General features: G+C 66.3%; 19 protein-coding genes and 1 pseudogene. 6 read left to right on the top strand and 14 right to left on the bottom strand.

The genetic code is table 11. The annotated features are described in order from the left end of the window. Positions 1-9 precede the first annotated feature (9 nt). Positions 10-669 carry a fumarylacetoacetate hydrolase family protein gene (locus ACZ5BO_RS19830; protein WP_025130013.1) on the bottom strand — a complete coding sequence of 220 codons (660 nt, stop codon included), beginning with the start codon at positions 667-669 and terminating at the stop codon, positions 10-12. Between the two features lie 207 nt (positions 670-876). On the opposite strand from ACZ5BO_RS19830, the gene hpaA reads away from it, so the two are divergent. Together hpaA and ACZ5BO_RS19820 are read left to right on the top strand one after the other, a co-directional pair. After that, positions 877-1,788, top strand: a complete 912-nt coding sequence (gene hpaA / locus ACZ5BO_RS19825; RefSeq protein ID WP_464696208.1) for a 4-hydroxyphenylacetate catabolism regulatory protein HpaA — start codon at positions 877-879, stop codon at positions 1,786-1,788. Positions 1,789-1,860: 72 nt separating this feature from the next. Continuing rightward, positions 1,861-2,955 carry a DUF1176 domain-containing protein gene (locus tag ACZ5BO_RS19820; RefSeq protein ID WP_464696207.1) on the top strand — a complete coding sequence of 365 codons (1,095 nt, stop codon included), beginning with the start codon at positions 1,861-1,863 and terminating at the stop codon, positions 2,953-2,955. Positions 2,956-3,068: 113 nt separating this feature from the next. Here ACZ5BO_RS19820 and ACZ5BO_RS19815 read toward each other — a convergent pair whose 3' ends face one another. Genes ACZ5BO_RS19815 through ACZ5BO_RS19795 form a run of 5 tightly spaced genes read right to left on the bottom strand, consistent with a single transcriptional unit; the run spans position 3,069 to position 9,040 of the window. Next, the gene (locus tag ACZ5BO_RS19815; protein WP_464696206.1) at positions 3,069-4,748 is read right to left on the bottom strand and encodes a GMC family oxidoreductase; all 1,680 of its coding nucleotides are present in this window, start codon (positions 4,746-4,748) and stop codon (positions 3,069-3,071) included. A gap of 35 nt (positions 4,749-4,783) precedes the next feature. Then, positions 4,784-6,085, bottom strand: coding sequence for a carbohydrate porin (locus ACZ5BO_RS19810; protein WP_464696205.1), 1,302 nt, complete (start codon positions 6,083-6,085; stop codon positions 4,784-4,786). Between the two features lie 52 nt (positions 6,086-6,137). Beyond that, on the bottom strand, positions 6,138-7,202 hold the full coding sequence (locus ACZ5BO_RS19805; protein WP_025130018.1) for a 2,3-butanediol dehydrogenase: 1,065 nt from the start codon (positions 7,200-7,202) through the stop codon (positions 6,138-6,140). After that, positions 7,199-8,476, bottom strand: coding sequence for an MFS transporter (locus ACZ5BO_RS19800; RefSeq protein ID WP_025130019.1), 1,278 nt, complete (start codon positions 8,474-8,476; stop codon positions 7,199-7,201). Before ACZ5BO_RS19800 ends, ACZ5BO_RS19805 begins: the two co-directional genes overlap by 4 nt. A 30-nt stretch (positions 8,477-8,506) precedes the next feature. Continuing rightward, on the bottom strand, positions 8,507-9,040 hold the full coding sequence (locus ACZ5BO_RS19795) for a 2,4'-dihydroxyacetophenone dioxygenase family protein (protein WP_025130020.1): 534 nt from the start codon (positions 9,038-9,040) through the stop codon (positions 8,507-8,509). Positions 9,041-9,373: 333 nt separating this feature from the next. On the opposite strand from ACZ5BO_RS19795, the gene ACZ5BO_RS19790 reads away from it, so the two are divergent. Further along, positions 9,374-10,348 carry a helix-turn-helix domain-containing protein gene (locus ACZ5BO_RS19790; protein WP_025130021.1) on the top strand — a complete coding sequence of 325 codons (975 nt, stop codon included), beginning with the start codon at positions 9,374-9,376 and terminating at the stop codon, positions 10,346-10,348. Between the two features lie 23 nt (positions 10,349-10,371). Here ACZ5BO_RS19790 and ACZ5BO_RS19785 read toward each other — a convergent pair whose 3' ends face one another. The 7 genes from ACZ5BO_RS19785 to hpaB form a co-directional block, all read right to left on the bottom strand. Next, the gene (locus ACZ5BO_RS19785; protein ID WP_464696204.1) at positions 10,372-10,617 is read right to left on the bottom strand and encodes a hypothetical protein; all 246 of its coding nucleotides are present in this window, start codon (positions 10,615-10,617) and stop codon (positions 10,372-10,374) included. 385 nt (positions 10,618-11,002) lie between these two features. Then, positions 11,003-12,124 (bottom strand): class II histone deacetylase, encoded by a 1,122-nt coding sequence (locus ACZ5BO_RS19780; RefSeq protein ID WP_464696203.1) that lies wholly within the window; start codon positions 12,122-12,124, stop codon positions 11,003-11,005. Between the two features lie 69 nt (positions 12,125-12,193). Then, on the bottom strand, positions 12,194-13,357 hold the full coding sequence (locus ACZ5BO_RS19775; RefSeq protein ID WP_025130024.1) for an MFS transporter: 1,164 nt from the start codon (positions 13,355-13,357) through the stop codon (positions 12,194-12,196). Between the two features lie 25 nt (positions 13,358-13,382). Beyond that, the gene (locus tag ACZ5BO_RS19770) at positions 13,383-14,255 is read right to left on the bottom strand and encodes a transporter (protein ID WP_464696202.1); all 873 of its coding nucleotides are present in this window, start codon (positions 14,253-14,255) and stop codon (positions 13,383-13,385) included. A 135-nt stretch (positions 14,256-14,390) separates the two neighbouring features. Beyond that, positions 14,391-15,368, bottom strand: coding sequence for a helix-turn-helix transcriptional regulator (locus tag ACZ5BO_RS19765; protein ID WP_025130026.1), 978 nt, complete (start codon positions 15,366-15,368; stop codon positions 14,391-14,393). A 270-nt stretch (positions 15,369-15,638) separates the two neighbouring features. Beyond that, positions 15,639-16,151 carry a 4-hydroxyphenylacetate 3-monooxygenase, reductase component gene (hpaC, locus tag ACZ5BO_RS19760; RefSeq protein ID WP_025130027.1) on the bottom strand — a complete coding sequence of 171 codons (513 nt, stop codon included), beginning with the start codon at positions 16,149-16,151 and terminating at the stop codon, positions 15,639-15,641. Positions 16,152-16,606: 455 nt separating this feature from the next. Continuing rightward, a complete protein-coding gene (hpaB, locus tag ACZ5BO_RS19755; protein WP_025130028.1) occupies positions 16,607-18,169 on the bottom strand; it encodes a 4-hydroxyphenylacetate 3-monooxygenase, oxygenase component in 1,563 nt (520 codons plus the stop codon). A 340-nt stretch (positions 18,170-18,509) separates the two neighbouring features. On the opposite strand from hpaB, the pseudogene ACZ5BO_RS19750 reads away from it, so the two are divergent. The 3 genes and pseudogenes from ACZ5BO_RS19750 to ACZ5BO_RS19740 form a co-directional block, all read left to right on the top strand. Further along, positions 18,510-19,316 (top strand): annotated as a pseudogene (locus ACZ5BO_RS19750) (MCP four helix bundle domain-containing protein); the annotation flags it as partial. Continuing rightward, the gene (locus tag ACZ5BO_RS19745) at positions 19,311-20,174 is read left to right on the top strand and encodes a methyl-accepting chemotaxis protein (RefSeq protein WP_371261325.1); all 864 of its coding nucleotides are present in this window, start codon (positions 19,311-19,313) and stop codon (positions 20,172-20,174) included. The pseudogene ACZ5BO_RS19750 and the gene ACZ5BO_RS19745, both read left to right, overlap by 6 nt. A gap of 149 nt (positions 20,175-20,323) precedes the next feature. Further along, a complete protein-coding gene (locus tag ACZ5BO_RS19740) occupies positions 20,324-21,505 on the top strand; it encodes a pyridoxal phosphate-dependent aminotransferase (RefSeq protein ID WP_464696201.1) in 1,182 nt (393 codons plus the stop codon). A 142-nt stretch (positions 21,506-21,647) separates the two neighbouring features. On the opposite strand, the gene ACZ5BO_RS19735 is transcribed toward ACZ5BO_RS19740, so the two are convergent. Further along, positions 21,648-22,640 carry a 2-hydroxyacid dehydrogenase gene (locus ACZ5BO_RS19735; protein ID WP_464696200.1) on the bottom strand — a complete coding sequence of 331 codons (993 nt, stop codon included), beginning with the start codon at positions 22,638-22,640 and terminating at the stop codon, positions 21,648-21,650. Positions 22,641-22,649 lie beyond the last annotated feature (9 nt).

Here is a 22,649-nt window from a genome sequence, read left to right as displayed (position 1 = left end):
GTCAGTTCCTCATTCGGCAACGATGGGGTTGGCGAGTCGGCCCAGGCCGCTGATCTGCACTTCGACCCGATCGCCGGGGCGTACATCGACCCGGCCTTCCGGGGTGCCGGTGATCAGCACGTCGCCCTGGTGCAGGGTCATGAACTCACTGATCTCGGCGATCAGCTGGGGGATGCTGCGCACCAGGTTGGCGGTGCTGTTGTGCTGCACCCGTTCGCCGTTGACCCACAGCTCGATGTCCAGTGCATGGGGATCGGCCACCTCGGTGGCCGGCACCAGTTGCGGGCCGATGGGGCAGAAACCGTCCCGGCACTTGGCTTTCACGGCGGGGCGGTAGTAGCTGTCTTCCGGCAGGCTGAACTCGTTGACGATGGTGTAGCCGGCCACATGTTCCAGGGCCTGCTCCACGCTCACGCGGCTGGCGCGCTTGCCGATCACCACCCCCAGGGCCGGGCCCGGTTGCAGGCGTTCGACGCCCTTGGGAAACACCACCGGCGCTTCATGGCTGTTGCGGGTGTTGGGGGTCTTGATGAACAGCACCGGCTTGACCGGCGGCTGCTGGTAGGGCGGCTGGCTGAAGCTCTGCAGATGGCTTTGCAGCAAGCCCTGGTAGTTCAGCGCAACGCCGAACAGGGTGCCGCCGGCGTGGTCGATCAGTGCACGGCTCATCGCGCGTCTCCTGGTTCCTGGTGTCTGTGGCCCGCGTTGCCCTTGTCGGTGGCGGGGTGAATTCGTTAATGTGTTAACGTTATATTTAATATGTTAACGATCGTCAAGCGGCTGTCCTGCACCGGGGCTCGGGCACTGGCAGGCAGGCCGCGAATCCCGCAGGATGGCGACGGTCCGCGTGCAGCAAAATAAAAACAGAAGGGCGCCATGAACCCACGCCAACCGATTCCCAACATCAACATCGGCCAGGTCTACGACCAGCGCTACGCCGATGCCCAGGTGCACTACGACAAGCTGAGCAACCTGGCCGGGTTCTTCGGCCGCAACATGCCGGTGCACCGTCACGACCGTTTCTTCCAGGTGCACTACGTGCAGAGTGGTGCGGTGCGGGTCTACCTCGATGACCAGCAATACCTGGAGTCGGGGCCGATGTTCTTTCTCACCCCGCCGACCATTCCCCATGCGTTCGTCACCGAGGCCGACAGCGAAGGCCATGTGCTCACCGTGCGCCAGCAGCTGGTGTGGGAGTTGATTGGCGCCGATCCGGCCCTGGCTTCCGGGCCCCTGGTACCGCCGGTGTGCGTGGCCCTGGCGCGCCTGGGGCCGGAGTTCGCCGGCGAGGTGCGGCGCCTGGAGTGCTTGTTCGATGAACTGCAGCAGGAGATCGCGGGGCAGGGGGCCGGGCGCGAGCCGGCCCTGGAAGCCCTGACCCGGCTGCTGATGATCAGCCTGCTTAGGCTTTCGGCCAACTCCCTCAAGGCCCGTCCGGCGCGCCATGAAGACTTGCAGATCTTCCACCGCTTCAACGAGCTGATCGAGGCCCGCTACCTGGAGCACTGGCCCCTGGGCCGCTACGCCGAGCGCCTCGGGGTCACCGAGGCGCGGCTCAACGATGTCTGCCGGCGCATTGCCGACCTGCCCTCCAAGCGCCTGGTGTACGAGCGCCTGATGCAGGAGGCCAAGCGCCTGCTGCTGTTCACCAGCAGTTCGGTGAATGACATCTGCTACCAGCTGGGTTTCAAGGACCCGGCCTATTTCAGCCGCTTCTTCCAGCGTTACGCCAAGCTGGCGCCGGGCGAGTACCGCTTGCGCCAGGGCGCAGAAAAAACCTCGTCCTGAGGATGAAAGTACTGGGGCGCGCAACACCGCGCATGGGACAATCGGCGCTTTTAGCCGACAAGGAAACGTCCCATGGTGCAGCGTGCCCTGATGGTTGTTCTGCTGACGGCCTGCAGTGTTCAGGCGCTGGCGCAGAGCGCTGGGGAAAAGGTGCCATTGCTGCGCCAGAGCAAGGAATGGATCACCGGTTGCGACAACCTGCGCGATTGCCACGCCCTCAGCGCCCCCTCCGGCCAGTACGGGGTGGAGTACCGCAGCCTGACCCTGCATATCCTGCGGCGTGCCGGTGCCGATGACGCCTTGCAGATACGCCTGGACCAGCGTGGCGAGCCTATGCCGCTGTCGACGCTGCTGGTCGACGGCGTGCCGCTGGAGCCGCAGTTGCTGGACGCGCTGGTGCCTCTGCCAGGCAAGACCGCCGAGCAGAACGAAGTCACCCGCTATGAGGTCAACGACCCGATCAGGGTTCGCCAATGGCTGGAGCAGTTGCGCAATGGCCAGGAGCTGAAACTGCCAGGCAGCGATGAGGCGCGGGTGCCTTTGGACGGGCTGTCGGCCGCGCTGCTGTTGATGGACGCGGTACAGGGCCGGGTGGGGGGCGTGACCGCGCTGTGGCGTCCAGGCCCGCGCCTGGCCAGCGAGGTGCCGGCGCGAGCGCAGCCGGTACAACTGCGCGGATATCCACGAGCCCCCGAGTTGACGGCGCAGGAGCGCAGGCAGATTTCGGCGGCGGCGCTGAAACTCGCCTCTCCGGGGACCCCGAATGACGATGAGGATTATGTGCTCGAGCCGCAGGTCGAGGTCTATCCGCTGACCGCGCGCCGGGCATTGAGCGTGGTGCTGAGCGAATGCGCGGCCTACACCTGCGATTACCTGATCAGCAGTTGGTCGCGCAGCAACCCGCCGCACCTTGAGGCGCTGCAGCGGCAGGCCTTGCCCATGGGCAACGCCGACGGTTCGGGCGGTGCTCACTACGACTCCGGGACCGGGGTGCTGAGCACCTATTATCTGGCGCGGGGGATCGGTGACTGTGGCGAAACCGGGCATTGGCTGTTCGACGGCCAAGGCTTCCAGCTCACGGATTACCGCCAGATGCCGAGTTGCAACGGCCTGCCCTCGTCGGACTGGCCGCGGTTGTGGAGCAGCGCGCCACCGGTTGCGCAATGAGCTTGGCTGTTGCGCAGACGGCTTGCCTGGCTCAACCGCCGGTGGCAGGTGTGGGGCGCCAGGACTCACCCACGCAGGTCCAGAAGCCGTCCCGGGCGCCCCTTCGATGCTTTTCAGCCGATGGCCTGCGACGGTGCCGGTTGTGCAGGCTGGGTGAGGGTGTCCAGAACTGGCATGGCGCGGCCCAGTAGCAGGTCTGCAGCCTTTTCCCCGATCATGATCGCCGCCGCATTGGTGTTGCCGGTGATCAGGCTCGGCATGATCGAGGCATCTGCCACCCGCAGCCCGTCGAGGCCGTGGACGCGCAACTGATCGTCCACCACGGCGTATTCATCTGAGCCCATCTTGCAGCTGCCCACCGGGTGGAACACCGTGCCCAGGTTGTGGCGGATCCATTGCTCGATCTGCTCCTGGCTCTGCACCTGCGGGCCGGGCACCAGTTCGCCTTGCAGGCGTTGGGAGAAGGCCCGGGTCGCCGCCAGCTGGCGCACCAGGTGAAAACCGGCCACCAGCTTGCGCAGGTCTTCCGGGTGGCTGAGAAAGTTGGCCTCGATCAGCGGCTTGTCGTGCGGGTCCGCCGAGTTGAGGCGCACCCGGCCACGGCTTTGCGGGTGCATGACCGCCACGTGCAGGCTGATGCCATGGCCCACGGGAATCAGGCGCTGGGGCTGGTTCTTCAACGCCGGGGCGACGATCAGCCCCAGCTCCGGCACTTCATCCGCGGGGTTCAGGCGCAGGAAGGCCCCTGACTCCACGGTATTGGAGCTCAGCGGGCCCTGGCGCCGGGCCAGGTACTGCCAGGGCGAGCGGGCCAGGGGCAGCAGGCCCTTGGTCGAAAGGCCGTAGCCCAGCTCCGGATCGCTGCGGTACATCAGCACGATGTCCTGGTGGTCCTGCAGGTTGTGCCCGACCCCCGGCAACGGATGGCGCAGGGCGATGCCATGGGGTTGCAGTTCCTCGGCCGCGCCGATGCCGGAGAGCAGCAGCAGTTGCGGCGAGTTGATCGCCCCGGCGCAGAGGATCACCTCGCGGCGCGCCTGCAACTGCCGGACCTGGCCATCCTGGCTGATTTCCACGCCACTGGCGCGCTGGCCTTGCAGCAGCACTCGGTGGGTCAGGGTGGAACTCAGGACCGTCAAGTTCTCGCGCTGCAGGATCGGGTGCAGGAAGGCCCGGGCCGCACTGCAGCGCTCGCCATTGATCTGGGTGACATGGAAGGGGCCGTAGCCTTCCTGGTCCGCCCCGTTGAAGTCCTCGTTGTAGTTCCAGCCCAGCTCCGCGGCAGCCTCGAAGAACACCGGGTTGACCGGGCTCAGGCTGCGCTGCTTGGCGACATTCAGTTCGCCGTGCTGGCCGTGCCAGGGCGAAGCCCCCGGTTCGAAGCGTTCCGAGCGCTTGAAGTAGGGCAGCAGTTCGTCATAGGCCCAGCCCTGGTTGCCGGCGGCGGCCCAGCGGTCGTAGTCCTGGCGCTGGCCGCGGATGTAGATCATGCCGTTGATTGCGCTGGAGCCGCCCCAGACCCGGCCCCGCGGGCAGGGGATGGGCCGCTCGCCGCTGTCGGCCTGGGCGCTGAATTGATGCATCCAGTTCCAGCGCGGGTTGGCGATCAGGCGGATGATCCCCGCCGGCACGCGTACATAGGCGGCGGGCAGCAGCGTGCGGTCGCTGGGGCCGGCCTCGATCAGGCAGACCTTGAGCCTGGGGTCGGCGGACAAGCGGTTGGCCAGCACGCAACCGGCGGAGCCGGCACCGACCACGATGTAGTCGAAGGTCTGGGGAGCGCTTTCATTCATGGGGGGTACCTCGCAGGCAGTCAAAGAAATCCATCTCAGAGCCCCAGCAGCGAGCCGACGTCGAGGGTCGCTTGCAGGCCGACGACAAAGCCGTTGCCGCTCAGCTCGCGGGCTTCGGGGTTGTAGAAGTTGTCCGGGTTGATCAGGTACTGGACGCTGGGCTCCAGGGCCAGTTGCCGGGTCAGGGCGATGTGGGCGTTGGCTTCCAGGGCGTAGACATTGGGCTCGCCCCGGCGCGGGTCGCCGCCATTGGCGATCCGCGCCTGCTGCTGGAAGCGCAACTGGTGGTCATTCAGGCGCAGGTAGCTGGCCTTGAGGTTGAGCTTGTCCCGGGGCCGGTCGAAGGGCGCGAGGTAGGTCAGGCCGGCCTCGGCGAACTGGCTGAAGGGCTGCTTGTCATCGGCCGCCGCGGACAGCGAGCCGAACAGCAGCAGGGCCTGGGGCGCGCTGCCCTGGCCGGCGTCGGCGCGCCACAGCGACTGCTGGAACTTGAAGAAGGCGCCGCCTGTGCCGAAGTCCATGGCCCCGGTCAGCGGGTCCACTTGCTTGGCGGTGTTGTAGTAGCCGTTGAGCTCGTAGTGGGAGCTGTAGGCATCGCGGTTCTGGCTGCCCAGGCCCAGCAGCAGGCTGGTGCCGCTGGCGTCGTCGGTACTGAAATCCAGGCCCTTGCGCTTCTTCAGGTAGTCCACCGGGTTGGACTCGAAGGCGCCGCCATGCAGGTACCACTGGGGCGTCAGTTGGTACTTCAGGTAGCCGCCCCAACTGCCGTAGGGTGGCGGCAGGATGCCGGTGGAGGCGTCGATGATCGGGTCGTTGCAGGTCACCGTGCTTTCGCAGTTGTAGATGTAGAAGTAGCGCCGCGCGTTGGTGCGCCCCAGGCTCAGGTCCAGTTGGCCGTCGAGCCAGGTCTGCTGGTAGGTCAGCAGGCTCAGCTGGTTGCTGGTGAGGTCGTTGTGGATCGGCGCGCCGGCAAAGTAGCTGCCGGCGGCGCCCTGCCAATTGCGCGAGGTGGGCACGCCGGTCTGGTGGTCGAGAATGAACAGGGTCTGTTCAAAGTGCAGGGCTGCGCCGTCGAGGCCGGCCAGGGTCTGCAGGTTGAAGTCGGCACCGACGAACAGGTCGCCGCTGTTGCCGAAACTGTGGGGCCGGGGGCCGGTATCGAGGTTCTTCATCGCCAGGCTGAGGAACTGCACATGGGGGCTGATGCCCTGGTCGGCCAGGTAGTCGCCCAGGCCGGCCAGGGGGCCGGAGCGGGACTCGGTCGGGGCCTCGGCGAGGCAATCGAGGGGCAGCAGCAAGGCTGCCAGCAGCGGGCACAGCGCATAGGAAAGGTTCATCTCGGGTACTCGTTTCTTGTTGTTTTTGTCTTGAGTGTCGAACACCGGCGAATCAGGCCTCGGCCAGGGCCGGTGTCGGGTTGACCAGCACTTTGATCTGGCTCTTGTCTTGCAGCAGGGCTTCAAAGCCCTGTTCGACCGCCTGCTCCAGGGCCAGGCAGCGAGTCACCACCCGGGACAGGTCCAGGCGTCCCCGGGCCAGCAGCTCGATCAGGTCGGGGTAGACATGCCGGTAGCCGACACTGCTGAGCAGGCGCAGTTCGTTGTTCACCAGGTGGAAGGCATCCAGGCTCACTTCGCCCATCAAGCCCACCAGTACCGCTTCGCCACCTTTGCGCAGGCAGTGCAGGGCGTGGCTCAGGGTCTGCTGGCTGCCGGCGGCTTCGAAGGCGCTGTCGAGGCCGCCGTCGCTGAGTTGCCGCAGCCGTTGCCGCAGGTCCGGGGCGCGGCCATCCAGGGCCGCCGAGGCGCCGAACTCCAGGGCCAGGCGCCTGCGCTGCGGGTCCAGGTCCACGGCGTAGATGCGTTCCACTCCGCGCAAGCGTGCCAGGAGGATCAGCAACAGGCCGATGGGCCCCAGGCCGAACACCGCGCAACTGTCGCCGGCCATCAGGCTGCTCTGGTTCAAGGCATGCAAGGCCACCGCCGCAGGCTCCAGCACCGCGGCCTGCTTGAAACTGACGTTGTCCGGCAGGCGGTGCAGCATGTAGCTGGGCACCAGTGCCTGTTCGGCGAAGCCGCCGTCGCCCATCAGGCCGATAAAGCCCATGGACTGGCAGAGGTTGTACTGGCCCATGCGGCAGTAGCTGCATTCGCCGCAACGGTATTCCGGTTCCACCGCCACCCGCTGCCCCAGCAGGTGCGGATCGACCCCTGGCCCCAGGGCAATCACCTGGCCGCAGAATTCGTGGCCCAGGGTCAGCGGTGCCCGACAGCCGGACAACGGATGGGCGACCTCCTGGGGAATGGAGTGAGGCCCATCGGCGTACTCATGCAGGTCGCTGCCGCAGATGCCGCAGTAGGCGACTTGCAACAGGACTTCACCGGCGCCGGGCTGGCGCGGTTGCACCTGGCTCAAGCGCAGGTCGCGGGCGGCGTGCCAACGCAGTGCGTTCATGGCTGGTTTCCTCGAAGGGAGGTGGCAGGAGCGAGAGGGTCGTGTCGGGGGTGTCGACGGGCCAGCACCGCCGGCGCGGTTTCCTTGAGAAACAGCGCCAGCACGGCGGCCAGCAAGGCACCGCCGCAGGACATCCACATGACGATCGACAGGCCGAAGCGGTCGGCGGCGAACCCGGCGATGGTCGGCGCGACGAAGCCGCCCACCAGCTCGCCGATGCCCATGATCATGCCCAGGGCGGTGGCCATGACTTCCCGGGGCACGGTTTCCGCCGGAATGGTGGCCATGAACAGGGTGAAGCAGCCCAGGCCGGTGTAGGTCAGCAGCATCAGCACCCCGAGAATCAGCGGCGAGGGTGCGAACAGCAGGGCCATGGGGCAGCAGGCGGCAATCAGCGAGAACAGCACCAGGGTCGGGCGGCGGCCGATGCGATCGGAAATCGCCGGTACGCCGAAGCCCCAGAGCACCCAGGCTGCACCCAGGCAACTCATGATGGTGCCCATGCTGGCCGGGCTGTAGTCGCGCACCTTGACCAGGAAGGTCGGGGTGAAGGAGATCAGCACGATGAACCAGGTCAGGAAGAAGCAACTGATCAGGGTGCAGAGCACGATGTTGCGGCTCTTGAGCAGTGCCAGCCGCTGGCCACCGGCACCGCTGGCGACGTTCTGGGCCTGGGGTTCGGCACGGGGAGGATCGGGCCGTACGTAGCGCCAGATCAACAGGGCAATCAGCAAGCCCGGCACCAGCGAAATGATGAACGCATGGCGCCAGCCATAGGCTTCGGCCAGGGCGATCAGCACCGGTGGGCCGATCACCGCGCCCAGCAGGCCAGCGGCCGAACCTTGCAGCAACCCCATGTTCAAGCCCCGGCGATGGGGCGACGAGGCTTCGACCATCAGCGATTGCGAGAGCGGCAGGATCGGCCCTTCCGCCAGCCCCATGATGGCGCGAAACAGCAGCAGGCTGAGGAAACCGGTGACCAGCCCGGACAGCGCCGAGCACAGGGAAAACAGGATCACCGCGACGATCAGCAGCGGCTTGCGCACGCCGCGGCGGTCCGACCAGGCGCCCACCAGGGCCCCCGAGACGGCCCAGGCCAGGGCCAGCACCGAGGACAGCATGCCCAGGTGGCTGTTGCTCAGTTGCAGCTCGTCGGCCATGAAGGGAAACAGGAAGGACAGCGCCAGACGATCGAAAAAGACGAAGCCGAAGGTCAGGAACAGCACCCCCAGCAAGGTGTTCTCGTAACCGGCCTTGTTGTTTTTATAAGCCATGGTGGTTCTCCGAGGAGGCAGTGCCGGCGATCAGCGGAACAGGGTGTCGATGTGGGCCGCGCCCAGGCCGATCTTTTCGTAGTGCTCGCGGCACAGGGCGATGTAGGAGTGCACATCGAAATAGCCGTCGGGCTCGCCCTGTTCGTCGAGCCAGATCAGCGGCCCCTTGACGATGAAGAACACTCGCATCGGCTGTTCATGCTCGTAGGCCACCAGGGTGTGGCCTTCGCCCGGGGTCTCGTAGACGAAGTCGCCGGCGGTGGCGGTCCAGTCGTGTTCCAGGTAGCCCCACTTGCCGGACAGGGTGTAGGCGAAGACTTCGTGGGGGTGGTAATGGCGGTTGACCAGCCCGGCGCTGCGGGCCATCAGGATGTCGCACCAGCGGTTCTCGCTGGGGGAGATCCACAGTGGCCGCGAGGACACGGTTTCGGTGAAGGGCACGTACAGGCTCAGGTCGTCGCTGGCGGCGTCGGGTAGGTAGACCTCGGGCTTGGCATCGGGCTTGAAGCAATTGGCGATGGGTTGCAGGTCTTTCCAGAATTCACGGGTGGCGGCTTCAGGCATGGTCGGCCTCGGTTGTTTTTATAAGGGGGGGAGCCAGGGACTGCCCGAGGGGGCAGCCATGGGGGCTACAACTGCGACTTTAGGCGGCTGGGAGGGGCGGGGTTTGATCGGATCGGACGGGTTGTTTGTCTGTTTCGGACGGGATATTTCGTACTTGCGATAGCGTCTCGGCGAAGCCGTCGGCGCGACCGGATCCCACTGCGTTTGCAGTTGACAGGGTATAAGGTTCAGATGTTAATGAATGGCCGCAGCCCGCAGATCATGCGGTCCCCAGGTGCCCGGACACTGCCTTGCCGTCCGGGGAATATCCCGCCGCCCATGAGAAGAACAACAATGTCTCCATGCGCCTTGCTCGAAACCCGGCACGCCAGTACCCAGGCGGTCGATCCCGATCAACGCCTGACCTTCTGGGAGGACTACAACGCCAGCACCCTGGTGGGGCTCAAGTGCAATTCCTACGCCGAGGGCGGCTTTACCGCCTGCCAGGACAACCTGCAACTGGGGGCCATGCGCCTGGCGCGGATTGTCGGCAACGAACACGTGGTGGAGCGCGACACTTCGATGATTCGCGGCGTGCCCAAGGAGTCGATCTTCGTCTCGCTGGTCACCGGCAGCGGTTCGTTCTTCTACCAGGACGGCGCCTGCCAGGTCCTGGAGCCGGGCGAGCTGGTGGTGTACCGCACCGACAAGCCCTACCTGTTCGGCTTTTCCGGGGCGATGCGCCAGTTCATCTTCGACATTCCCCAGGAGCAGTTTGCCGAGCGCTGCCTGAAGCGTTTCGAGCGGCCGTTGAAGATCAGCGTGCAGAGCGGCGTCCAGCGCCTGTTGCTGCGCACCCTCGGGGAGCGCACCCGGGAGTTCTTCCAGCAGCCGCTGTGCGGCGAGGCCGATGCCTACCAGGAGCAGGCCTTCGAACTCCTGGCCAGCATCATCGCCGGGCAGGCGGGGGAGCGTCCGATCAATGCCTTGAGTGCCTCCTACCTGCTGGCTGCCAAGCAGTGCATCCATGAGCAACTGGCGGACCCGACCCTGAGCTGCGAACGGGTGGCGGCCCAGACCGGGGTATCGCCCCGGCACCTGGCCCGGCTGTTTGCCCTGGAAGACACCGTGCCCAGCCGGTTCATCCTGGAGAAACGCCTGCAGCAGGCCCGCCAGCTGCTGTGCAGCAGCCCGGGAGCGAGCCTGGACATCAGTGAGATTGCCTACCGCCACGGCTTTGCCAGCCAGGCGCATTTCGCCCGGGCATTCAAGGCCCGTTATCAGCAGACACCCAGTGAGGCGCGGGCCCAGGCTCCCTTGCCGGAGTGAGCGCTGCCCGCACCGGATCGTGCTCAGTCCGAAGGGTCGAGGGGGTAGCCCGGCAAGTTGTCTTCGGCATGTCCGGGACAGCGGCAGAGTTCTCCCAGGCCGCACTTTTGCAACAAGTCATCCAGGGGTTCCCTGGGGCGTTGCGGTGGGGTTTGTTGCACTGGCGCTTCGGGGTTATGCCGGAGCTGGGCCGCGCGATGCAGCAATCGGCTCCGGGCGCAGTGCCAGAAGCTGATCTCGTCGAGGTAATCCTTGGTCTTGCGGTGCATGGACATCTCCTTTGTCTTAGCGGGAACACCAATGACCCGTTGCCGGACGGCGCCGGCATCGAGGGGGTCGGACAAGCAGACAGACAGGCCCCTGCGCGCAGTTCACCCGGCCTTCGAGGCAAGGGGCGCAGCGGCACGCAGGGTTATTAGGTATTGAGGTGCTGGGCCTGACGATCATGTAGCTGAGGAGAGGATAGGAAACCTTTCAGCTTTGCCGAGACCAATGTCCGAAACAGGGAGGATGCCTGCGCCGCCAAGCCGGCTCCTGCAGCACGATTGGGCGAGCCGGCAGGTGGTTGAAGAGGCCGTTGCGGCCAGAGGCAGGAGGAAGGATGCAGACGGCCAGGTGGCGGCCGATGATCGGCAGCCACCCGTTCGACGGGGGTTAGCCAGCGGCAGCCTCTATGGCTTGGGCCTGGCGCTCCAGCAACTGGCGCTGGAAGTTCTCCTGGTCGGCCTTGGGTTGCTGCTGACGCACGAACGCCAGCATCGGGTCGTCGACCGCGGTGCGAATGCCCGACAGCGCCTCCAGGGTGGCCAGCCCGCAAAAGGGCACATAGGCCTCGGAGTAGCCGCCTTCATGCACCAGCACCAGGCGCCCGGCGCACAGGCGCTCGGCGGCGTCCCGCAGGCACTGGGTCATTTCACGGAAGGAGTCGCTGTGCAGCAGCATCCGCGCCAACGGGTCGACGGCATTGGCGTCGTAGCCGCAGGCGACGATGATCAGTTCCGGCTCGAAGCGCTCCAGGGCCGGCAGCACGATGCGCTGCATCGCCTGCAGGTAGGCGTCGTGGCCACTGCCGGGCAGCAGCGGGATATTGATGTTGCAGCCCAGGCCGGCGCCGCGCCCGCGATCCTCCTCACCGCCGTAGCCCGGAGGAAAACAGCCGTCCTGGTGCAGGGACAGGGTCAGCACGTCGGCGCGCTCCTCGAAGATCGACTGGGTACCGTTGCCGTGATGCACGTCCCAGTCGATGACCGCCACCTTGCCCAGCCCGCGGCGGGCCTTGGCGGCCTCGATGGCAATCGCGATATTGGCTAGGAAACAGAACCCCATGGCCTGGTCGGCGGTGCAGTGATGGCCCGGTGGACGGGAGAGGGAGTAGGCGTTGTCCACCTCGCCGCTGAGTACCGCGTCCACGGCGGCCATGGCCAGCCCGGCCGACAACTTGGCGATTTCATAGCTGCCCGGGCCCACCGGTGCCTCGTCCCCCAGGTGGCCGCCACCGGCATCGCTCAGGGCCTTGAAGCGTTGCAGGTAGTCGGCGCCGTGGACGCGCAGCAGGTCTTCCTCGGTGGCCGCAGGGGCGCTGCGCAGGTGCAATTGCCGGGTCAGCCCGGAAACATCCATCAGGCTTTTCAGCCGGCGTTTGGTCTCCGGTGACTCGGCATGTCCGGCGGCGGCCGGCGGCTGCACCCAGCCACCCACCGGCAGGGTCAGGCTGTGCAGGCCGGCGCTGTGCCACAGGCAGAGTTCATCGAAGAAAAAAGCGGTTTTGCAGGTCATGGCGATATCCATCGTTCAAGGAAACAGTGGCGTCTGGAGCGCCCGGCGGGCCCCGACGGGGCAGGTCATTCAGTGAGTGGGCCGGCAGCCAAGGACCAGGGCCAGGGACACCAGGGTGATCGCGGCGCCTGCCCACAGCAGTTGCTGGAAGCCGCCGCTGCTTTCGATCAGGCGCCCGGCCAGGGTCGGGCCGATGGCCAGGCCGGCACTGATCACCAGGTTGGAGGCGTTCATCAGCCGGCCGCTGCGGTCCATCTGGGCCATGCGCGCGAGGATCAGCGGCAGGATGAAGGTCCAGGTGAACTTGAACGCCAGCGCCGCCAGGGCGAAGCGCGCCAGTTGTGGTTGCCCCAGGAGCAGCAGCACCGAGGCCGCCATCAGGCCGTAGCCCAGCAGCAACAGGATGCTGCGTGGCAGGCGGTCGCCGCACAGGGTGGCGCACAGCGCGCCGACAATGCCCATCAGGGTGGCGATGGCGAGGATGTCGCCGCTGGCCTGGGCCGAGAGGCCGGACTGGCTGCCAATGGCGCCGATAAAGGTCCAGACCCCGCTGAGGCTGATATAGAAGGTGAGGATGCCGAGAATGCCCAGCACCGCCTTGCCCCGGGAAATCGCGGGCGCTGCCGCAGCGTTGTCGGCGCGGTGTGGGGCGCCAGCGGGAAAGCAGCGGGCCAGGGGCAGGCACAGGCCCATCAGCAGCGCCATGAGCAGGTAGCAGGCGCCCAGGCCGTAACGCTCGAAGAGCATCGGCAACAGGCTCAGACCGATGGCGCCCAGCACCAGCTGGCCCATCACCCAGAAACCATAGGTGCGACTGGGACGCGGGCTGGCGGCGGCGCTGGCCAGGCAGATGATCATCAGCGAGCCGCCGGCCAGGGCACTGCAGAAACGAGCGATCAACAGCAGCGAGTAGTCATGGGCGAGCATCGACAGCAGGTTGGCGACGATGAACAGCAGGGCGCTGCACAGGGCTGCGCGGCGCCAGTCGACGTGTTTCAGCCACCAGATGGCGGGCAGGGTGGCCAGGCTCATGGCCCCCAGTTCGGCGGAAAACAGGTCACCGATCTGCGTGGGGCTCAACTGCCACTGGCTGGCCAGTTGCGCGGCGATGGCCGGGGCCATCAGCAGCACGGCGGGGGTGATGGCGGCGAACAGCACGATGGCCGCCAGCAGGCCCAGGGGTTGGCGGGTGATCTGCGGGGTGTCGCTCAAGGCAGGGTTCCGGGTGTTCATGGGCAGGCTCCGAAGGCAAAGGGGGTCAGAACACGTGGACCAGACGCAGCAGGGCGTCGGTGCCGGCGAATCCGTTGTCGGTGGCGACGTTGCGCGACAGGCCGAACATCAGCTGGTTGTGCTTGTCCAGCCAGTGCCCGACCTCGAACCCGACCTGGGTGTAGCGCTTGTGGGTGTCGTCGATGCGCCGGTCGTTGATCCGCAGTTCGCCACCGTCGGCGTGGATCAGGCGCAGGGCGCCGTAGGTGCTGGGGGTGAAGTCGTAGGAGGCGAAGGCCTGCAGGCGGTAGAGCGGGTCCTGCTTCAGGTCGCTGCCGAAATAGTCATCGTTGGTGCCATAGAGCTGGGCTTCGAGGTTGGCCTCCAGCACCCACTTCTCGCCCAGGCCCTGGGTGTAGTTGTAGACAAAGGTCGCGCCCCAGCGGTTGGCCCCGGGGGAGACGTCCGGGTTGCGGCTGTGGTACTCGCCCACGGGCAGCGTGATCAGGGTCAAGAGCCCACTGTAGGTACGGGTTTGCGGCTGGTTGATGAAGAACAGGGTGCCCCCCACCTGGGGGTCGCCGAAGCCGCTTTCGCCGGTGTGGTGCTCGGCACCGGGCAGGCGTGCGTCGATGTCGGCAAACGGCACGATGAACTGCGGGGTGCACAGGGTGCCGCACAGGTCACTGAAGAACACCTGGCGGTAGGCCATGGCATTGACCCGCAGTTCGGCCTTGCCGGTGCTGTCGGCCGGGCCGTGGAAATCCCCGGCGCGGGTGGCCGGCAGGTACAGCATCCCGAGGCTGGTGCCCACGGGGGCGGCGAAGAAGTCCCGGGCGTTGAGGTCGGCGGCCTGTAGCGACAGGCTGGCCAGGGTGCCCGCCACGGCGGCGGTGGTGCGGCTGAGGATCCTTGTCATGGGCGGTGCGTCTCTTGTTGGAGTTGTTGTTCGGCGAACGGCTCGCCGGCACACGGCAGTGGGCTGAAAAATGGGCAAAGGCTGCCCGTGGCGGTCAAGAACGACCGCCAAATGCAAGGCGATATTCAGAGGGGATCAGTCAGGCGGGGCGTGCAGCAGTTGGGCAATCCGGGCCTTGTCCTTGACCCCGAGCTTGCTGTAGATGGCGCGGATGTGATGGCGCACGGTATTGGGCGACATGCCCAGGTCCCGGGCCACTTCCTTGTAGGTCTTGCCGTCGCCGAAGCAGTGGGCGACGGCGTTTTCCCGGGGGCTGAGCTTGGGCAGCAGGCTGCGGCTGCGGGCTGCCAGCAGGTAGAGGTCGCCCACGGCCGAGGATTCGACCTGCAGCCGCTGGCCTTCGAAGCCGCCGATGTCGAACCCGCTCGGCAGGCGCGGGCCGCTCCAGCGCGGCCATTCGCTGAGCAGCAGGTCGACAAAACCACGCTCGGCGCATTGCAGCACGCCGCGTGGGTCGCACACCGCCAGGGCCAGGTTGCGTGGACGGCTGAGCTTCTCGCGGGTGGCCACCAGGGTGCGGATCTGATTGGCCGAGACGGCAGCCACCAGGTGCAGCATCAAGTTGTTCAGCAGGTGGCAGTCGTCCTGGGTGAAGCCCGGGGCGCCTGGGGCGCGGTACAGGGCCAGGTGGTTGCTGAGGTGGGTGTGGGGGTCGATGTGCACCACGCACAGCAGCTCGCCAATGTGGTACAGGCGCCCCAGCCAGTTGAGGCCGGGACCGTTGGCCGGGTCCGTCATGTCGACGATCACCGCCTGCCCGGGCACGGCGTGGACCCGGCCCACGGTGACATCGGTGTGGCGGATGGATTGCCAGTCCGGCAGGTAGCTCGGCGGCAGGCGGTACAGGTAGCAGCTGTGTTCATCCGGCAGGCCGTCGATCAGCGCGGCGCGGCCCCACCAGGCGCTGTCGAAGGGCAGCAGTTTGCTGATGCGCGCCAGGGCATGCGGGTGCAGATGCTCCAGGTCCTTGTTTTGCGCCAGTTGCTGCAGTTCCAGGGTCAGCTCGCTGAAGGCTTGCAGCTGGCTGGCCGGTGCATGATCGGGATGGTTCATGGGTCTGTACCTCTGGGCGACGTTGTTATTGTTTTCGTCACGGAAGGGGTGAAGGACCGTTGCGCCCGGGAGGGCGTGGGCAGGGCCTGGGCAGAAGTATCGGCGTCTGGCGCCGGGAGCACCATCCTACAGATGCAGGAGGTGGCGGAGGGCTTGTACCGTCGCCAGAGGCTGGCGGGGCGCCCGGCCAGGCGCCGCGACGGCAGCCTGGCGCAAGGGCAGAAAGGCAGTGGTGGCCAGCAGCAGTTTCACCACCGGCCGAGGCGAACCTCAAGCCGCCGGGCTGGGGTGCTGCAGACGATGGAAACAGCGGCTGAAGTAGACCAGCGAATCGCCTTGCTCCAGCACGCTGATTTCGTCCAGCTCCACCAGCATCACCGAGTGGGTGCCGATTTCCTGGACCTCGGTGATGCGTCCCTGCAGGCTCGCCAGGGCTCCTTCCAGCACCGGCAGGGCTTGCAATCCGTCGCGCCACGGATGCAGGCCGAAGCGCTGGTCCATGGCGACCCCGGTCATGCCGGCAAAATGCCGGGCCACTTCTTCGTGTGCGCCGCTGAGGACGTTGACGCACAAGCGGCCGTTGCCCTTGAACACCGGGTTCAGGGCGCTGTTGCGGTTGACGCAGACCATCAGGGTCGGCGGGCTGTCGGTGATCGAACAGACGGCGGTGGCGGTGATGCCGCAGCGGCCGGCCGCGCCGTTGCTGGTGATGACGTTGACCGCGGCGGTCATGTGGGCCATGGCGTTGCGGAAAGCTTGTTGCTTGGGGTCGAGTTCGGACATGACGAATTCCTCATGGACGCAGGGCATTGTGCTGCAGGAGCCGGCTTGCCGGCGCAGAGGGCCTTGAGCCTTGTGTTGCTCTGGCGGGCGCCTTCGCTGGCAAGCCAGCTCCTACGACGACGTGTGGGCCTTGGCCTTTTCTGTAGGAGCCGGCTTGCCGGCGAAGAGGGCCTTGAGCCTTGTGTTGCTCTGGTGGGCGCCTTCGCTGGCAAGCCAGCTCCTACGACGACGTGTGGGCATTGGCCTTTTCTGTAGGAGCCGGCTTGCCGGCGAAGAGGGCCTTGAGCCTTGTGTTGCTCTGGCGGGCGCCTTCGCTGGCAAGCCAGCTCCTACGACGATGTGTGGGCCTTGGCCTTTTCTGTAGGAGCCGGCTTGCCGGCGAAGAGGGCCTTGAGCCTTGTGTTGCTCTGGCGGGCGCCTTCGCTGGCAAGCCAGCTCCTACAGGGCGCCAGTGGCTACTGGCGGATACGGTCCAGCATGTTGATGTCGTCCGGGTTGCTCAGGTGCGGCACGGTCCAGCCGTCGAGGTCGTAGTCGCCAAGGCATTTGTCCACCAGGTCGGTCATGGCCTTCATCGAGCCGCTGCCCTGGGCGTGGCGCAGGCACTGCATGCGGATTTCGTCCTGGCTGCCGGCGTAGTTGATCTCGTACAGCTCGTGGCGGCCGCCGAACTCGGTGCCGATGGCATCCCACAGCAGCTTGAGGATCTTGATCCGCTCTTCATGGCCCATGCCCCCCGAACCGCGGCAGTAGGTACTCAGGTACTGGTTGAGCACCGGGTCCTTGAGGTCCCGTGAACCGGAGGGCAGGTAGATCAGGCCGCTGGCCACCACCTGCTCGATGATCTTCTTGATGTCGGTGTAGGCCTGGGGCGCCAGCACCCGATAGGCCTGCAGCGCCTGGGTACTGGGCAGGTACACGCCGTTCATCCACTCACTGGCATTGCCGTGCATGGCGTCGGTCAGGGACCAGAACAGGTTGCGCCAGGCCACCACTTCGCCGACCTGGGCCTGGACCCCGCGAAACTCCAGGGAGCCGGTGCACTGCAGGGCCTTGACCAGCAGCCCGGTGATGAAGTCGAGCTTCACCGCCAGGCGGGTGCAGCCCTGCATCGGGAACAGCCGGCCGAACCCGCCCTGGGGGAACCACTGGCGGCAGCGCTCGAAGTCGCGGTAGATCAGCACGTTCTCCCAGGGGATGAACACCTTGTCCATGATCAGGATCGCGTCGTTCTCGTCGAAGCGGCTGGACAGCGGGTAGTCGAAGGGCGAACCGGTCATGCCGGCCTGCAGTTCGTAGGAGGGGCGGCAGATCAGCTTCATGCCCCGGGTATTCATCGGCGCGATGAACATCAGGGCGAAGTCGGTGTTGTCCCCCAGCAGCTGCGCCGAGCCCTGGCCGACGAAGTTGTAGTGGGTCAGGGCCGAGTTGGTGGCCACCACCTTGGCGCCGCTGACGATGATCCCGCCTTCGACTTCCTCGTCCACCGAGATGAACACGTCCTTGACCTGGTCCACCGGTTTGTCGCGGTCGATCGGCGGGTTGACGATGGCGTGGTTGAGGTACAGGCAGGCTTCCTGGATGCGCTTGTACCAGGTGCGGGCGTTATCGGCGAACTGGCCGTAGAACTCCGGGTTGGCCCCCAGCACGCTGCCGAAAGCGGCCTTGTAGTCGGGGCTGCGGCCCATCCAGCCGTAGGTCAGGCGCGACCAGTCGGCGATGGCGTCGCGCTGCTGGCGCAGCTCATCGGGGCTTCTGGCCGAACGGAAGAACTTGTGGGTGTAGCCGCCGTTGCCGGTGTCGGTGTCCCAGCACAATTGCTCCTTGGTGGCCGGGTCGTGCAGGGCGTCGTACAGGCGGGCCATGGAGGCTGCGGAGTTGCGGAAGGCCGGGTGGGTGGTGACGTCCTTGACCCGGTCGCCATAGATGTAGATTTCACGGTCGTCGCGCAGGCTGGCCAGGTATTCGGCGCCAGTCAGGGGGCGGTTGGTTGCGGCACGAAAGTCTTCAGGTTTCATATCCAGTCTCGGCGTTGTTTTTATCGACTGGAGCCATGATGGGCAGGCGCGGGGTGCGACAAAATGGCTTTTTCGGTGAATGACTTGCACTTTTCATGGGGGCGCTGGCGCCTTCGAGGCGCGGTGAGCAGGCGGCGGCTGCTGGCGTTTGCTGGCTTAATCGATTCACTTCGCGTTCCTGTGCAGCCACCGCGAAACCCGGGTCATATTTAGAAATATTTTCACCGTCCAGCCCTATGAAAGCGCCGCTTCGGCCGATATTCCTGACAGGCCCGGAGACTTGGATCGCCCCGGTGCCCACCGCTGGCGTGGCCTCTGGCACGCCTGACGGATCACTGGCATGGATGCTCGTCGCCTGTTCTCTTCCGAGAGTCGCCCTATGTCTTTGCGTAACCTGAATATTGCTCCTCGAGCCTTCCTCGGTTTTGCCTTCATCGCGTTGCTGGTGGTCGTGCTGGGTGTGTTTGCGGTCAACCGCATGTCGATCATCCGCGAGGCCTCCATCGACATGGAAAGCAACCAGCTGCCCAGTGTCGGTTTTCTCGGCAACCTCACCGAGAGCGTCCTGCGCCTGCGGATCCTGTCCTTTCGCGTGCTGGTGAACCGTGAACCGGCGGGCCTCCAGGAAGCCCAGACACGCATCGGCGTGCTGGTGGACCAGGCCCGACAGGCCCAGGCCAGTTACGCGGCGCTGCCGGCGGGGCCGGAAGAGGCGGCGCTGTACCGCAGCTTTGCCGCAACCCTGGACAACTACCTGCAAGCCCAGAAGGAGATGCTCGAACTGTCGCGCCAGGACAAGCTGGATGAGCTGCGCCAGTTGATCAACACCCGGATCAAGGACGGCACCGACCAGATGGGTGAGCAGTTGAACCGCTTGATCGCGATCAACGCCGCCGACGCCAGGAGCGCTTCCAAGGCCGCCGGCGAGCACTACAGCAGTGCGATTGGCGGAATCGTCATCGTGGCGCTGATTGCCGCGCTGCTGACCGTCGTCCTCGCGCTGCTGCTGACCCGCAGCATCGTCACCCCGCTGAACCGGGCGCTGAACGCCGCCGAGGTGATTGCCGGCGGCGACCTGCGCCAGGCGATCGAGGTCGAGGGCCAGGATGAACCGGCGCGCCTGTTGCGAGCCCTGGCCGACATGCAGGCCAGCCTGCGCCGGACCATCGAGCAGATCGCCGGTTCGGCGACTCAGCTGGCCTCGGCCTCGGAGGAACTCAGCGCGGTGACCGAGGAAGCCTCTCGGGGCCTGCAGCAGCAGAACAACGAAATCGAACAGGCGGCCACCGCGGTCAATGAAATGACCGCAGCGGTGGAGGAGGTGGCCCGCAACGCGGTGTCCACTTCCGAAGCCTCTCATCAGTCGACCCAGGCGGCCCGCGCCGGCCGCGACCGGGTGGTGGAGACCGTCGAGGCGATCCAGACCATGACCCACGACGTGCAGGCTACCTCGGTGATGATCGAAGGCCTGGCGACCCAGGGCCGGGACATCGGCAAGGTGCTGGACGTGATCCGCGCGATTGCCGAGCAGACCAACCTGCTGGCTCTGAACGCGGCCATCGAGGCGGCCCGGGCCGGCGAGGCCGGGCGCGGCTTCGCGGTGGTGGCGGACGAGGTGCGGGCCCTGGCCCATCGCACCGCCCAGTCGACCCAGGAAATCGAGAAGATGGTGGCCGGTATCCAGAACGGTACCGGTGAAGCGGTGGATTCGATGCAGCAGAGCAATCAGCGCACTCAGAACACCCTGGAACTGGCCCGCGCCGCCGGTGTGGCCCTGGAGCAGATCGCCGAGTCGATCAACCAGATCAACGAGCGCAACCTGGTGATCGCCAGCGCCTCGGAAGAGCAGGCCCAGGTATCGCGCGAGGTGGACCGCAACCTGGTGAACATCCGCGACCTGGCCACCCAGTCGGCGGCCGGGGCCAACCAGACCAGCGCCGCCAGCCATGAACTGTCGCGCCTGGCAGTGGACCTGAACGCCATGGTTGCGCGTTTCGTGATCTGAGCCCGTCGGGTGGAGCCAGGCACGGGCGTTTGACCGAGTGCCTCGGCCCCACCCGCCGCGAGGGGGGACAGCCGCGCCGAGCGGCGCTCGACGAGCGCTGGTTCAGCACCTAGGGTTGGGAAAGTGGCGTCTTCTGCAAGGAGAAAGCGATGCGCTATTCAGCCCTGACCCAAAGGATTGCCGGCGAAGGCTCCGCCGCCTGGAACATCCACTACCGGGCCCTGGCCTTGCGCGAGCAGGGCCGGGACGTGCTGCTGCTGACCATCGGCGACCCGGACTTCGACACCCCGACACCTGTGGTCCAGGCGGCCATCGACAGCCTGCTGGCCGGTGATACCCACTATTCCGAAGTGCGCGGCAACCTGGCCTTGCGCAGTTGCATTGCCCGTTGCCATCACCAGCGCTGTGGCCAGGTGGTGGATGCCGAGCACGTGGTGGTCCTGCCCGGGGCGCAATGCGCGGTGTTTTCGGTGGCCCAGTGCCTGCTCGATCCCGGGGACGAGGTGCTGGTGGCCGAGCCGATGTACGTCACGTATGAAGGTGTGTTCGGGGCCTGCGGGGCCAAGGTGGTGCCGGTCCCGGTGCGTGCCGATCAGGGCTTTCGCGTTGATCCCAAGGAAGTGGCCGCGCGGATCACTGGCCGCACCCGGGCCATGCTGATCAACAGCCCCAACAACCCTTCGGGCGCCAGCCTGTCGCTCGATGACTGGCAGGCCCTGGCACGGCTGTGCCTGGAGCATGACCTGTGGCTGATCTCCGACGAGGTCTATTGCGACCTGCTGTACGAGGGCCAGCACCTGAGCCCCGCCAGCCTGCCGCGGATGGGCGGGCGCACGGCGACCATCAACAGCCTGTCCAAGTCCCATGCCATGAGTGGCTGGCGGGTCGGCTGGGTGATTGCCCCGACCGTGCTCGCCGGGCACCTGAGCAACCTGGCCCTGTGCATGCTCTATGGGTTGCCGGACTTCGTGCAGAACGCCGCGGTGGTGGCCTTGTCCAGCGACTTGCCGGAACTGGTGCTGATGCGTGAGGAGTACCGTCGGCGCCGCGACCTGGTGTGCGCGATGCTCGATGAATGCCCGGGGCTGCGGCCGGTGCTGCCCGATGGCGGCATGTTCGTCATGGTCGATGTGCGCCAGACCGGCCTGGCGGCCCAGGCCTTCGCCGAGCGGTTGCTGGAGGAACATGGCGTCTCGGTGCTCGCCGGAGAAGCCTTCGGCCCCAGCGTTGCGGGGCATATCCGCATCGCCCTGGTGCTGGACTGCGAGCACCTGGCCGACGCCTGCCGGCGCATTGTCCGTTGCACTGGGCAACTGCTCGAAGGCTCCTGAAAGGGCCGGGCAGCCGCGGCTTCAGCCAGGTTTCGCCCTGGCAGGAGGGGGCTGTCGGCTACCCGCGCCCCTGGAGGGCATTCACTGGCGGCTGCGAACACGACGGGTTGCGGCCGCCCGGGCCTTCACCCGGAGGGGTCGTTCAAGCCCTGGCCCGGCGCGATTGCCAGGCCTCCTCATTGACCAGGTTGGCCGGCCGCTCGCCGGCCAGGGCCGCCAGCAGGTTGTCCACTGCGCAGCGAGCCATGGCCTTGCGGGTTTCATGGGTGGCTGAGCCGATATGCGGGGTGGCCACCACATTGGGCAACTGCAGCAGCGGTGAATGATGGTCCAGGGGCTCACGTTCAAACACGTCCAGCCCGGCAGCGCGAATCCGCTGCTGCTGCAGGGCCTGGATCAGCGCCGCTTCGTCCACTACCTTGCCCCGGGAGATGTTGATGAAGATGCTCTGCGGGCGCATCAGGGCAAATTCCCGAGGGCCGATCAGGCCCTGGGTTTGTGCGGTCAGGGGCAGGGTCAGGCAGATGAAGTCGGCCTCTTGCAGCAACTGTTCGAGGCTGCGGTAGCGGGCATTGAAGCGCTGTTCCACCGCAGGTTTCGGGCTGTTGCTGTGGTAGATCACCGGCATGCCGAAGCCGGCGTGGCCACGCTGGGCCAGGGCTTCGCCGATGCGCCCCATGCCGATGATGCCCAGGGTCTTGCCGTGTACGTCGCTGCCGAAGTGCAACGGGCCGATGTTGCGGTGCCACTGCCCGGCGCGAACCATGTTGGCCAGTTCCACCACCCGCCGGGCGGTGGCCAGGATCAGCGCGAAACCGGTGTCGGCGGTGGTTTCGGTGAGCACGTCCGGGGTATTGCTGAGAAGGATGCCGCGCCGGGTCAGGTAGTCGATGTCGTAGTTGTCGACCCCCACCGAGACACTGGCCACGGCCTCCAGCCGGGGCGCCAGGTCCAGCAGTTCGGCGTCCAGGCGCAGGCTTGCTCCCAGCAGGCCCTGGGCCTTGGGCAGGGCCTGGCGCAGGGTCTTGAGGCCGGCCGGGCCGAGGTCTTCGATCAGGGTGAGGTCGGTGTGCTCGTGCAGCCGGGTCATCAGTTCGGGGGAGAGTTTTTTGTACAGCACCAGGTGTTTTTTCATCGGGTTATG

This window comes from Pseudomonas sp. FFPRI_1 (genome assembly GCF_055384485.1).
This window is presented reverse-complemented; position numbering and strand designations above follow the sequence as displayed.

Excerpts from the sequence above, each read along its gene's own strand:
- ACZ5BO_RS19745 (WP_371261325.1), top strand. The coding sequence starts at position 19,311 with ATGCAGGCCAGCCTGCGCCGGACCATCGAGCAGATCGCCGGTTCGGCG.
- ACZ5BO_RS19810 (WP_464696205.1), bottom strand. The coding sequence starts at position 6,085 with ATGAACCTTTCCTATGCGCTGTGCCCGCTGCTGGCAGCCTTGCTGCTG.
- ACZ5BO_RS19805 (WP_025130018.1), bottom strand. The coding sequence starts at position 7,202 with ATGAACGCACTGCGTTGGCACGCCGCCCGCGACCTGCGCTTGAGCCAG.
- ACZ5BO_RS19785 (WP_464696204.1), bottom strand. The coding sequence starts at position 10,617 with ATGCACCGCAAGACCAAGGATTACCTCGACGAGATCAGCTTCTGGCAC.
- ACZ5BO_RS19800 (WP_025130019.1), bottom strand. The coding sequence starts at position 8,476 with ATGGCTTATAAAAACAACAAGGCCGGTTACGAGAACACCTTGCTGGGG.
- ACZ5BO_RS19740 (WP_464696201.1), top strand. The coding sequence starts at position 20,324 with ATGCGCTATTCAGCCCTGACCCAAAGGATTGCCGGCGAAGGCTCCGCC.
- hpaC (WP_025130027.1), bottom strand. The coding sequence starts at position 16,151 with ATGTCCGAACTCGACCCCAAGCAACAAGCTTTCCGCAACGCCATGGCC.
- hpaA (WP_464696208.1), top strand. The coding sequence starts at position 877 with ATGAACCCACGCCAACCGATTCCCAACATCAACATCGGCCAGGTCTAC.
- ACZ5BO_RS19780 (WP_464696203.1), bottom strand. The coding sequence starts at position 12,124 with ATGACCTGCAAAACCGCTTTTTTCTTCGATGAACTCTGCCTGTGGCAC.
- ACZ5BO_RS19770 (WP_464696202.1), bottom strand. The coding sequence starts at position 14,255 with ATGACAAGGATCCTCAGCCGCACCACCGCCGCCGTGGCGGGCACCCTG.
- ACZ5BO_RS19795 (WP_025130020.1), bottom strand. The coding sequence starts at position 9,040 with ATGCCTGAAGCCGCCACCCGTGAATTCTGGAAAGACCTGCAACCCATC.
- hpaB (WP_025130028.1), bottom strand. The coding sequence starts at position 18,169 with ATGAAACCTGAAGACTTTCGTGCCGCAACCAACCGCCCCCTGACTGGC.
- ACZ5BO_RS19820 (WP_464696207.1), top strand. The coding sequence starts at position 1,861 with ATGGTGCAGCGTGCCCTGATGGTTGTTCTGCTGACGGCCTGCAGTGTT.
- ACZ5BO_RS19815 (WP_464696206.1), bottom strand. The coding sequence starts at position 4,748 with ATGAATGAAAGCGCTCCCCAGACCTTCGACTACATCGTGGTCGGTGCC.
- ACZ5BO_RS19775 (WP_025130024.1), bottom strand. The coding sequence starts at position 13,357 with ATGAACACCCGGAACCCTGCCTTGAGCGACACCCCGCAGATCACCCGC.
- ACZ5BO_RS19830 (WP_025130013.1), bottom strand. The coding sequence starts at position 669 with ATGAGCCGTGCACTGATCGACCACGCCGGCGGCACCCTGTTCGGCGTT.
- ACZ5BO_RS19765 (WP_025130026.1), bottom strand. The coding sequence starts at position 15,368 with ATGAACCATCCCGATCATGCACCGGCCAGCCAGCTGCAAGCCTTCAGC.
- ACZ5BO_RS19790 (WP_025130021.1), top strand. The coding sequence starts at position 9,374 with ATGTCTCCATGCGCCTTGCTCGAAACCCGGCACGCCAGTACCCAGGCG.
- ACZ5BO_RS19735 (WP_464696200.1), bottom strand. The coding sequence starts at position 22,640 with ATGAAAAAACACCTGGTGCTGTACAAAAAACTCTCCCCCGAACTGATG.